The organism is Pseudomonas sp. SST3, from assembly GCF_003325755.1.
The window spans coordinates 191,523-203,004 of the sequence record NZ_QORI02000004.1; the positions used below are offsets into that span (position 1 = coordinate 191,523).

Genomic DNA, 11,482 nt, shown 5'->3' on the forward strand with positions numbered 1-11,482 from the left:
CGCCCAGCGCGGAAGCGAGCTTCGCTATCAGGTCTTGGATTGCCAGCCGCCGAGATAACGAGCCTGGTTGGCGTTGATCTTGCGCAGCTCCGCCTGCATATGCAGTTGCCAGATCGAGGGCGAGCCGGATTCGCTATAACCCTGTCCATACAGATTGGTGGCAATTGCCTTCAGCACCGATTCGGCCTCTCGAGGGCCGTGGAATGGGCCCTGCGCCTTGATCGCAGTCGGCTGGCCGGTATCGATACCGGCCGCACAGAGCAACGTCCACAAGCCATTGCCGCCAGCTAGTGGGCGGATGACACATTCAATACGGGTAACCAGGCCCAGACACTGGCGGTTCAGACAGAGAGTGTGAGACATGACGGCGATCCTCGCGCTAGGTTGCGCACCGTCGTTCTGGGTGAACGAGCGGGCCAACCTGTTTATCCCCAAAAGTTGTGGATAACCATGTGGACAGAGAGTGGGAACTCTCTTCCATTGCAGACCTGCCGCCGTCCGTATCGTTCCGTCCAGTTATTGCTCAATGCAGAGCCGCTAGCCCTGCTCGGTTCCCTTCGCCTGTGCCGCCGCCAGTACCTCCTCGGGAGAGGCTGCATCGCTTCGATGATCATCCTCGAGTTCGATCTCAGCGATATCACGCAAACGTTCCACCACCCGGGCGTTGACGCTGCCTTTGGGGAACTGGCCATTCTCGTCTGCAGCCCCTACCGGCTCGCCCACCAGCAGCGACAGCGCCTCATCCACATGACGGACCGCGTAGATGTGGAACCGCTCCTGGCGCACGGCGTCCAGCACGCGCTCGCCGAGCATGAGCGTGGTGACGTTAGCGAACGGAATGATTGCGCCCTGCTCTCCGGTCAGGCCGCGAGCTTCGCAGAGGCGGAAGAACCCTTCGACCTTCTCGTTGACACCGCCTACCGCCTGCACCTCACCGAACTGATTGATCGAACCGGTGATGGCGAAACACTGCTTCAACGGCGTGCGCGAGATGGCTGAGATCAGGGCGCAGCATTCGCCCAGCGAGGCACTGTCGCCGTCGACATAGCCGTAGGATTGCTCCAACGCGATGCTGGCGGAAATTTCCAAAGGGAATTCCTGGGCGTAGCGGCTGCCGAGAAAGCCGGTCAGGATCATCACGCCCTTGGAGTGAATCGGTTGGCCGAGGTTGACCTCACGCTCGATGTCGACAATCCCCGAACCACCCGGATAGACGGTAGCGGAAATACGCGCAGGCATACCGAAGGCCGAATCACCGACTTCAAGCACGGTAAGGCCGTTGCACTTGCCGATCGCCGCGCCTTCGCTGTCGATGAGGATGACTCCGGCGAGGATATCTTCGAGGATGCGCGCCGAGACGCGCCCGGTACGGGTGGCCTTGGCCTTCAGGGCCCGCTCGATATGGCCGACGTCGGTCACCTCATCCTTGGCCAGCTGGCGGATGAAATCGGCTTCGCTAACCAGTTGGAATAGATCGCCAATGCGCGCCGACAGGCGCCCTTGATGCTCGGCCAACCGCGCACTGTAAGTTGCCAGACGCGCCACCGCGGCCGCGGTCAGAGGCGCCATGCCCTCTTCCGAGGTGCGGGTCTTCATCAGCTGGGCGAACTGCTCGAGACTGTCTTCGGCCAGCGGAATCTCTTCATCGAAGTCCACCAGCACACGGAACATCTCCTGGAAGTCCGGATCGAGATCTTGCAGCGTGTAGTACAGCTGCCTTGAACCGATGATCACCACCTTGACGTTGAGCGGAATGACTTCCGGGTTCAAGGTCACGGTGGCCAGGCGCCCCAGCTCTGCCAGCGGCGATTCCATCTTCAGTTTGCGCGATTGCAGAGCACGCTTGAGTGCCTCCCAGACGAAGGGTTCGCTGAGCATCTTCTCGGCCTCGAGCATCAGGAAGCCGCCATTGGCGCGATGCAGCGCGCCGGGACGCAACTGGCGATAGCTGGTGTAGAGCGCACCCTGATCGGTGCTGTATTCGATGCGGCCGAACAGGTTGTCGTAGGTCGGGTGCGGCTCGAAGACTACCGGCGCACCGCCATCCAGCGGATGCCCCACCACCAGACTCGGGCTGTACTGTTCCTCCAGCAGCTGGCGGGTCTGGGCATCTGGGCGATTCTCGTCGACCAGCTGCTCAACCACCGTCTTCAACAGGTTGACCTGCACCGCCTGCAGGTAGGACTCGATGCCGGCATTCTCTCCATACTTTTCCGACAGCGGAGCCAGCAACGGCTGCAGGGCCTGACTGATGGTTTCGTCATTGAGCTGACGCAGCTGATTGCTCGATTCGCGCTTCCACTGTGGCAGGCTGGCGAGCCCTTCATTCAGATGCACTTCCAGCGCGGAAATATCTTCGTGGTAACGCTCGCGATCCGCCTCCGGCAGCTGCGCAAATTCAGCCTCGTCCATCGATTTGCCATCCTTCATCGGCGTGAACGCGATGTTCGTGCTGTCGCGGTAGAGCGCAATTTCCTTTTCCAGCGCGAGCTTCTCGATGACATCCAGCGCCTTGTCGTAGCGCTGATTGAAGGCGCGATCGATGGCGCTCTTCTTTTGCTGGAAGCTCGGGTGCTCGAATACAGCCGGAAAGGTCGCCATCAAGTTGTCGATCAGCTTCCCAATGTCGGCGATGAACTCAGCGGCGCCGCCCTGCGGTAACTCCACCACACGCGGCTCCCGCGGCTCGTCGAAATTGTTCACGTATAACCAGTCCGACGGCGTATCCAGGCGCTTGCCTTCGGCCTTGAGGTAACGTCGCACGAACGAGAAGCGCCCCGTGCCCGGCTCCCCCATCACGTAGACGTTGTAGCCGGGACGTGGCATCGCCACACCGAACTGTAGCGCCTCGACAGCTCGCTCCTGGCCGAGCACACCGAGAAATGGCTCCAGCTCATCGGTGGTCTTGAAGTCGAACTGGCTGGGTTCGAAGGGACGGGTCAGCGCTTCGGGCGCCAGGCGCAGGCCTGCAGCGACAGTTTCGGGCATTGGTAATCCTTGCTGAGGTGGCCTGATGGCCACGATTGATGCCGCCATTCTGGCGATGCCTCTATCAGCCTGCAAGGCTCGGCAAGGCGACGCATGGCGGATTGCCAATCGGAGCCTGTCGTCACCGTGTGACGGCGGCCTGAACCGGCGGTCGGTGCCAGACAGTCACGACCAACGGTAGCGTGCAAAGCCTGGCTGCGCGGCAACGTGCCTGATGAACGAGTGGCCGCACGTCGTCCCTCCGGCTTGCGGCAAAGACCGTAGGAACAGGTAGGCGCCGGATCATCGATGTGGAGCGTGAAGCGCTGCTCGTCGTCTGCATCGCTCTGGAAAGCCTCGGTGAACCATACGCGGTGCAGGCGTTTTCGGGCGAAGGCCCGGACGCCGTGATCGTGCGACAACTGAAACGCTTCGACGAACCCTTCAGCCATGCCGTGGCCCTGCACATCAGCGCGCTCAGGCCGGAACATTACACCCGCGCCGGCGCAGCCATTCGTCATGCGAGCAGCGAGCTACTGCAACAAGCCGCCACGCATCGACTGCTGCTACTGCCCTCCGACGGCAAGCCGAACGACAAGGATGAGTATGAGGGTCGCTACGGCGTGGAGGATATGCGTCAGGCCGTAACCGAAGCCAAACTGCAGGGCATTCAACGTTCTGCCTGACCATTGATCGCCAGGCCGCCGACTACCTGCCGAAGGTTTTCGGCGCCCAACAATACGCCTTGCTGCCCAGGCCGGAGCTACTGCCAAGCGTATTGCTGGAATGGCTCAAGCGACTGCTCGCGACCTGATCAGAAACAGGGCCTTTGTAATCAAACTCCAGTTGAACACTGCCCAGATTCAGGGCCGGTTTTGTGCCCGCAACGCATCGCGAATCTCGGTGAGCAACACTTCCTCCTTGCTCGGCGCTGGCGGTGCAGAAGGAGCCTGCGCCTCCTTGCGCTTCAGGCTATTGATGCCTTTCACGGCAAGGAAGATGGCGAAGGCGACGATGATGAAGTCGAACAGCGTCTGCAGGAAACTGCCATAACTCAAGGTCACTGCAGGCGTATCGCCAACCGCCTGCTTGAGCACGATCGACAGATCCGAGAAATCCACCCCACCGATCAACAGGCCCAACGGCGGTGTTACCACGTCGGCGACAAATGACGAGACGATCTTGGTAAACGCCGCGCCAATGATGATGCCAACGGCCATGTCGATTACATTGCCCCTGACTGCAAACGCTTTGAATTCACTGATCATGCCCATCTGAGAATATCCCGTTCAATTGAAGGTACGGCTGGAGGGCCGGCCGTATGGCTCGGTGATTATAGGCATAGGCAGCGCCAACCGCCGCGCCAGACGGCTTGATGACGAGCGGGAGGTGGCTTCAGCCGATCTTGATCGCGGTCAAAAGGAAATGAAGAGGCGCGCCGCTAAGGTACAAGCCTTCAGAAACAGCCCGGAGCAACACCATGCAGGTTGAACATCAAGCGCTCGTCAAAGACTTTCCCGAGAAGCAAGCACAGCTGTCGAAGCTGCGTCAGCAGAACCCGTCTTTCGCCAGCAAGACCGACGCTTATGAAGCGCTGGACCAGAAAATACGCAGCGTCGAAGCGGGTGCGGTAACGCTGGATGACGAGGCACTCAGCGCACTCAAGCAGGAACATCTAACACTCAAGAACGACATCACCCGCGAACTCAAGCACGCAAGCGGTAGCTGCTGCGGCGGCTGTGGCGGCTGATCTGACTCATGTTCATCACGTCCCGCAGCTGCACGCCAGATAGCCGATGGGGTCGCGGGACGAATGATGAATGCATCGAAATGTTCTCGATCCTGCGCCTCGGTCTCACCCGCTTTTTTGCAATCGCTCGCCTCCGCTCCTCCGCTTCAGCCGCACCTCAACGATCGTTCATTTAGAACAACCCGCCGAATCTGAAACCCGAACCGACCCACGCAAACGCCACGGCTGTCAGCGTGATGAGGACGATATGCACGCCCAGCTGCGGCAACCGCTGTGCATCCAGCTTCGGAATAATCGCCAGCCGCGCATGAACGCCGAGCACCGCCGTGAACGCCAGCAAGACCAGCTTGGCCTGAACCAGATGGGCGATGGGCGAATCGCTGAACCACTGCGAATGCGGCAACCATTTACCCGCCAACCAGACGCCGGTAACGATCTGGAGTAGCAAAGCCGGAATGCCGGCCCGTTCGTAGAGCTGCTCGAATGCGCGCACCGGCTGCACATCGCGCCTTCGCAAGGCACCGGGCAGCACACTGAACAGCAGCACCAGATGACCGCCAACCCAGACACTGGCGCCCAACAGGTGCAGGAATAATAAATGGCGCATGGGGCTGACTCCTGTTCGATTTGTTTACAGTCTGGCGGCTTGTGTAGCGCTTGTGGCTGATGTCGATCAAGCCAGCCGTTATCATGCGACTCCATTCGTCCAACGCGGAGTTCCCCATGGCCAAGGCCAAGCGCATGTATGGCTGCACCGAATGCGGCTCGACCTTTCCCAAGTGGGCCGGTCAATGCGGCGATTGCGGCGCCTGGAATACGCTGGTTGAAACCATCATCGACGGCGCTGCGCCACCGAGCGGTCGGGCCGGTTGGGCCGGTGACAAGGCGAACATCAAGACCCTGGCCGAAGTCAGCGTCGAGGAAGTACCGCGCTTCTCCACGGCATCCGGCGAGCTGGACCGCGTGCTCGGTGGTGGCTTGGTGGATGGCTCGGTGGTGCTGATCGGCGGCGACCCGGGGATCGGCAAATCGACCATTCTTCTGCAGACCTTGTGCAATATTGCCCGACAGTTCCCAGCGCTCTACGTCACGGGCGAGGAATCCCAGCAACAGGTGGCCATGCGCGCGCGGCGGCTGGATCTTCCGCAGGACCAGCTTAAAGTCATGACCGAAACCTGCATCGAATCGATCATTGCCACCGCTCGCCTGGAAAAGCCCAAGGTGATGGTCATCGACTCCATCCAGACCATCTTCACCGAGCAGTTGCAGTCGGCACCCGGCGGCGTCGCCCAGGTCCGAGAAAGCGCCGCGCTGCTGGTGCGCTTCGCCAAGCAGAGCGGCACGGCGATCTTCCTGGTCGGCCACGTCACCAAGGAAGGTGCGCTGGCCGGCCCGCGCGTGCTGGAGCACATGGTCGACACGGTGCTGTATTTCGAAGGCGAGTCGGACGGCCGTCTGCGGCTGCTGCGCGCAGTAAAGAACCGCTTCGGCGCGATCAATGAACTCGGCGTGTTCGGCATGACCGACAAGGGGCTAAAGGAAGTCACCAACCCTTCGGCGATCTTCCTTACCCGTGCGCAGGAAGCGGTGCCTGGCAGCGTGGTCATGGCAACGTGGGAAGGCACCCGACCGATGCTGGTGGAGGTGCAGGCGTTGGTCGACACCAGTCATATGGCCAATCCGCGACGCGTCACCCTGGGCCTGGACCAGAACCGCCTGGCCATGCTGCTGGCGGTGCTGCATCGCCACGGCGGCATTCCCACCTATGATCAGGACGTGTTCATCAACGTGGTGGGTGGCGTGAAAGTGCTGGAAACAGCATCGGATCTGGCGCTGATGGCCGCGGTGATTTCCAGCCTGCGCAACCGACCACTGGATACCGATTTGCTGGTATTTGGCGAAGTGGGGCTATCCGGTGAGATCCGTCCGGTGCCGAGCGGTCAGGAACGACTGAAGGAAGCGGCCAAACATGGCTTCAAGCGCGCCATCGTGCCCAAGGGCAACGCACCGAAGGAAGCGCCCGCCGGGCTACAGGTCATTGCCGTAACCCGACTCGAACAGGCGCTGGACGCGTTGTTCGAATAGGACGACAGGCTGCGTCGACGTGGCAAGCGCTTGTTAGCTTGCCTCGTCGCCCTCCCCTAGCGCCGCTAGTTCGCGCTCGAGCAAGGCTTCATCGCCCAGGTTGAGCTCGACCAGCCGTCGTAGGTGGCTGATGGAATCGACGTCGATATGCCGGCACACCAGACCGATCAGCCCACCCTCTCGATGGGCCATTTCTACCGACATGCGTACCTCGGCGTCATCCGCGAGTCGTATCCGTGCTTCGAACGGCTGGGCGGGGTCGGCATCCCAGTCCGCCGGACGATGCACCAGCAAGCCCTTCAGCGACAGGTCATGCAATTCGACGGGCCAGTGACGTGCGCCCTGAGCCAGCTCGGTTTCGGCATCAAAGGCAAAGCGCTGGAAACGCCGGCGATCGCTGCTTGTGTCGTTCATCAGAACCACTCCCGGGAAATTCTCGTTTTTTAACTATAGGTCAAGCGTTTGCCAGGCCATGGTCAGAGCCAGCGCCGTACGCGCCGCCGGTAGCTCCGGTACTCATCGCCGAACAATCGGGTCAACAAGTGCTCCTCGTGGCCGATCACCGTGCGCTGCATGCAGTAGATCAGTAAAGGCAGCAATAGCCAGGGCCAGAGACTGCCCAGCAATAGCCCGATACCGCAATAGACCAGCGTATCGGCAAGATAGATCGGGTTGCGTGAGAAGCGGAAAGGGCCGGTCTGCAGCAAACTGCTCGGCTTACCGTAAGGGTTGATAGTGGTGCGATGGCCAAACATCGCCAGCGCCGCCCAGAGCATCAGCACAATGCCGACCGCAATCGAAACCCAGCCGGCATACTGCAACAGCTCGTGCGCTGGCAGGTCGAGAGGCATCCACTGCCCCAACCCCCAGGCGATAGCCACGAAGACCAGGTAGATCAGCGGCGGCGGCAGGATCACACCGGAAGATTTGGCAGACATTGGCATGGTCCATAGGCGATTCGATTGAAGGCATCCTACAGAAGCCCGGGACGATGCGTCTGCCCAGTCAACTGTCAGCAGTCAAACGGTCGATCGGCTGCGCAGCGCAGGGCGTCCGCTAGTGCTGGCCCGGCGACCATCCATGAATCATGGCGTGTTTCATCAGGTCGGCGGGCCGGTCGATATCGAGCTTGCGGCGAATGCTCAGCCGATGGGTTTCGACCGTGCGCACGCTGATTTGGAGCGCGCGCGCCATGGTCTTGTTGTTGTGACCTTGAGCCAGCATCAACAACACCTCTCGCTCACGTGGGGTCAGCTCACGCTCCTCGGCGCCGCGGCTGGCCAGCTTCTCGGCGATCCCTTCGCTGTAGTAGGTGCCGCCAGCGGCAATGGCCTCGATGGCGACGATGATTTCCCGCGACGGCGCGTCCTTGAGTACATAACCGCGTGCGCCGACCCTCGCCGAGGTATTCACGTACTCCTGGTTGTCGTACATGCTCAGGATCAGTACGCGAATATCAGGAAACTCCTCACGCAGGGACTGGGTCAGCTCGAGCCCGTTGATGTCTTTCAGACCGATGTCCATCAGGACCACATCTGCCGGCACGCGGCGCAGCAGCTCGATCGCCTCGGCGCCACCGCCGGCCTCGCCGACTACATCCAGTTCGGGTACGGCCATCAGCAGCGCGCGGATGCCGTCCCGAACCAAGGCATGGTCGTCGATCAGTACCACCTTGATGCAAGTTTGCGGGTTCATTGAGCGAGCCTCTTATTATTGGAGATCCATAGGGTCAGTTGCCGTTTCGCCGCGGCCGCGACGGAGCCGGTTTTCGCGCGAGACAAGGCACGAGTCGCGCAGTTTGGTCACTCCAAATAAGCGACGAGAAACGCAATATCGCGCGAAAACGGCCCGTCCCTCCGGGTTGCGCGGCTCGCAGCGAAACGGCAACAGACCCTAGTCATCCGGCCCGTGCCGGCAAGGTAACGTCCAGTTCGGTTCCGCCGGCAGCCGAAAGCAGACTGAAACGCCCGCCGAAGTGCTCTACCCGCTCACGGATATTGCGCAAACCGATACCGCCGCCCCCGATGTTGTCGAGCTGTCGCGGGTTGAAGCCGACGCCGTCATCGCGGACCCGCAGACGCACCGATGCATCGTCACCCTCCAGGCTGATGCGAACCGACCGTGCCGCCGCGTGACGTTCGATGTTGGTCAGCGCTTCTTGCAGAACCCTGAACAGCGCAACGGCCACCGAATCCTCCGGGTCGCCGCCGCTAAGGTCATTGCTGTATAGCATCTTCAGTCCGCTTCGCTGTTCGAACTCGGCCACAAGCTGGCCAACTGCCGCCGACAACCCCAGAGTGTCGAGCAGCGACGGATGCAGATCATGGGAGATCCGTCGTACCTCGCCAATCGCTCCGGCAAGCCGCTCGGTTCCGAGATCCAGGGTTTCCAGCGCCTTGGGATTTCCGCTGACGAGCTGATGGCTGGCCAGCTCGAACTGAAACTTGATCGACACCAGCAGCTGACTGATGCCGTCATGCAGCTCCCGGGACACCCGCGAGCGCTCCTCTTCCTGCAAGCTGACGATACGCTGGGTCAACGCCTGCAGTTTGCGATCCGCCAGTCGGCGCTCGCTGACGTTCAGTGTCAGACCACTGGCGAAGACCAGCAGCACCGCGACCAGGGCCACGCCGGTGATCGCCAGCATGGTGGTGTGGATACCGCCGGATACCTCTTCGTGGACCTTCAGAATCGCCTGATCGACATCCTCCAGATAGAGCCCGGTGCCGAGCATCCAGCCCCAGCGGTCGAGCATTACCACATACGCGAGTTTCGCCGCGAATTGCCCAGAAGAAGGTTTCTGCCAGGTGTAGCGCTGAAAGCCCTGGCCGCTTCTTGCGCTCTGCATCAAAGCCTGGATCACGGGCAACCCGTTCGGGTCGGTCATGTCCCACAAATTCTGCCCCACCAGCTCGGGCTGCCGCGGGTGCATCAGGTTGCGTCCGTTCTGGTCGTACACAAAGAAGTAGCCATCGCTGCCAAAGCTGAATCGGCTCAATGCCGCGAGGACCTTCTGCTTGGTCTCTTCGTCGTCCAGACCGCTGTCATAAAGCGGCGCGATGATGCTGGTGGCCATCTCCACGTAGTGCTTCAGCTCAGCCTGCTTGCTCGCCAGGATACTGGCCTCGATCAACTGCGCCTGCTGCTCGCCCAGCCGCTGGTTCTGCACGATGACCAACGCGCAGACAACCGCCACGGCCAACAGCAATGGCAGGATACTCAGTGCGGCGATTTTATGTCTGAGCTGCATCGAGCCTCTTCGGGACGAAATGTCCACTAACCGGGCGTTGCAAAATTAACCCAGGCGACTTGGCTGATTATCTAGCCTGGGCAAAAACGAAAAAGCCCGGCATTGGCCGGGCTTTCGCTGCTGCTAGGCAATATTACTTCCCGTAAACCGGGAACTTGGCGCAGACGGCTTCGACCTTGGCGCGCACCGCCTCGACCACCGACTCATCGCCCATCTTGTCGAGGATGTCGCATATCCAGCCCGCCAGGTCGCGGCACTCGGTCTCGCCGAAACCGCGGGTAGTGACGGCCGGGGTGCCGATACGCAGACCGGAGGTGACAAACGGGGAGCGCGGATCGTTCGGCACGCTGTTCTTGTTCACGGTGATGTGCGCATTGCCCAAGGCCGCGTCGGCATCTTTGCCGGTGATGTCCTGCTTGATCAGGCTGAGCAGGAACAGGTGGTTCTGCGTGCCACCGGATACCACGTCAAAGCCGCGCTGAATGAACACGTCGGCCATGGCCTGAGCGTTCTTCACCACTTGCTGCTGGTAGGCCTTGAATTCAGGCTGCAGCGCTTCCTTGAAGCACACCGCCTTGGCCGCGATGACATGCTCCAGCGGGCCACCCTGGGCACCGGGGAATACAGCCGAGTTCAGCTTCTTCTCGATGTCGGCGTTGGCGCGCGCCAGGATCAGGCCGCCGCGCGGGCCGCGCAGGGTCTTGTGGGTGGTGGTGGTAACGACGTCGGCGAACGGTACCGGGTTCGGGTAAACGCCAGCAGCAACCAGACCGGCGACGTGCGCCATGTCGACGAAGAGATACGCACCGACCTTGTCGGCGATCTCGCGGAAGCGGGCAAAGTCCAGCACCTGCGAATAGGCGGAGAAGCCGGCGACGATCATCTTCGGCTTGTGCTCGACGGCCAGGCGCTCGACTTCGTCGTAGTCGATCAGGCCTTGATCGTTGATGCCGTACTGCACGGCGTTGTACAGCTTGCCGGAGGACGACACGGAAGCGCCGTGGGTCAGGTGGCCGCCGTGGGCCAGGCTCATGCCGAGGATGGTGTCACCGGCACTGAGCAGGGCGAGGTAAACCGCGGCGTTGGCCTGGGAGCCGGCATGCGGCTGAACGTTGGCGTAATCGGCACCGAACAGTTCCTTGGCGCGATCGATGGCCAGCTGCTCGACCACGTCGACATGCTCGCAGCCGCCGTAGTAACGCTTGCCCGGGTAGCCTTCAGCGTACTTGTTGGTGAGTACCGAACCCTGGGCTTCCATTACCGCCGGACTGGTGTAGTTCTCCGAGGCGATCAACTCGATGTGGTCTTCCTGACGCTTGGCTTCCTGCTCCATGGCAGCGAAGAGATCGGCGTCGAAACGGGCGAGGGTCAAATCACGGCTGAACATGGTTGGCAGTCCCCTGAGAATCAGCTGGCGGTAAAAAAAGAGA

Annotated in this window: 11 protein-coding genes and 1 pseudogene; 3 read left to right on the forward strand and 9 right to left on the reverse strand. The window is 61.2% G+C overall.

Translation table 11 applies throughout. From position 1 onward, the window contains the following. Window positions 1-27: 27 nt before the first annotated feature. Window positions 28-363, reverse strand: a complete 336-nt coding sequence (locus DQ405_RS05995) for a PA4575 family protein (RefSeq protein WP_168423349.1) — start codon at window positions 361-363, stop codon at window positions 28-30. Between the two features lie 174 nt (window positions 364-537). Continuing rightward, a complete protein-coding gene (locus DQ405_RS06000) occupies window positions 538-2,988 on the reverse strand; it encodes a Lon protease family protein (RefSeq protein WP_168423350.1) in 2,451 nt (816 codons plus the stop codon). Between the two features lie 275 nt (window positions 2,989-3,263). On the opposite strand from DQ405_RS06000, the pseudogene DQ405_RS06005 reads away from it, so the two are divergent. Continuing rightward, window positions 3,264-3,781 (forward strand): annotated as a pseudogene (locus tag DQ405_RS06005) (nitric oxide reductase activation protein NorD); the annotation flags it as partial. 49 nt (window positions 3,782-3,830) lie between these two features. On the opposite strand, the gene mscL reads toward DQ405_RS06005, so the two are convergent. After that, window positions 3,831-4,241 (reverse strand): large-conductance mechanosensitive channel protein MscL, encoded by a 411-nt coding sequence (gene mscL, locus DQ405_RS06010; protein WP_168423351.1) that lies wholly within the window; start codon window positions 4,239-4,241, stop codon window positions 3,831-3,833. Between the two features lie 206 nt (window positions 4,242-4,447). On the opposite strand from mscL, the gene DQ405_RS06015 reads away from it, so the two are divergent. Further along, complete coding sequence (locus tag DQ405_RS06015) at window positions 4,448-4,717, forward strand: YdcH family protein (RefSeq protein ID WP_168423352.1); 270 nt, start codon at window positions 4,448-4,450, stop codon at window positions 4,715-4,717. A 172-nt stretch (window positions 4,718-4,889) separates the two neighbouring features. On the opposite strand, the gene DQ405_RS06020 is transcribed toward DQ405_RS06015, so the two are convergent. After that, window positions 4,890-5,324 (reverse strand): CopD family protein, encoded by a 435-nt coding sequence (locus DQ405_RS06020; protein WP_168423353.1) that lies wholly within the window; start codon window positions 5,322-5,324, stop codon window positions 4,890-4,892. Window positions 5,325-5,440: 116 nt separating this feature from the next. Between DQ405_RS06020 and radA the strand changes: the two genes are divergently transcribed. Further along, window positions 5,441-6,802 (forward strand): DNA repair protein RadA, encoded by a 1,362-nt coding sequence (gene radA / locus DQ405_RS06025; protein WP_168423354.1) that lies wholly within the window; start codon window positions 5,441-5,443, stop codon window positions 6,800-6,802. A 33-nt stretch (window positions 6,803-6,835) separates the two neighbouring features. Here the strand turns inward: radA and DQ405_RS06030 are convergent, their stop codons facing one another. From DQ405_RS06030 to glyA, 5 genes are all read right to left on the reverse strand, one after another. Continuing rightward, complete coding sequence (locus DQ405_RS06030) at window positions 6,836-7,216, reverse strand: PilZ domain-containing protein (protein WP_168423355.1); 381 nt, start codon at window positions 7,214-7,216, stop codon at window positions 6,836-6,838. Window positions 7,217-7,278: 62 nt separating this feature from the next. Further along, window positions 7,279-7,740, reverse strand: a complete 462-nt coding sequence (locus DQ405_RS06035; protein WP_168423356.1) for a methyltransferase family protein — start codon at window positions 7,738-7,740, stop codon at window positions 7,279-7,281. 118 nt (window positions 7,741-7,858) lie between these two features. Beyond that, entirely contained in the window at window positions 7,859-8,497 is a 639-nt protein-coding gene (locus tag DQ405_RS06040; RefSeq protein ID WP_168423357.1) for a response regulator, read from the reverse strand. A 202-nt stretch (window positions 8,498-8,699) separates the two neighbouring features. After that, window positions 8,700-10,052, reverse strand: coding sequence for a cache domain-containing protein (locus tag DQ405_RS06045; protein WP_168423358.1), 1,353 nt, complete (start codon window positions 10,050-10,052; stop codon window positions 8,700-8,702). Window positions 10,053-10,185: 133 nt separating this feature from the next. Further along, the gene (gene glyA, locus DQ405_RS06050; RefSeq protein ID WP_168423359.1) at window positions 10,186-11,439 is read right to left on the reverse strand and encodes a serine hydroxymethyltransferase; all 1,254 of its coding nucleotides are present in this window, start codon (window positions 11,437-11,439) and stop codon (window positions 10,186-10,188) included. Between the last annotated feature and the right edge of the window lie 43 nt (window positions 11,440-11,482).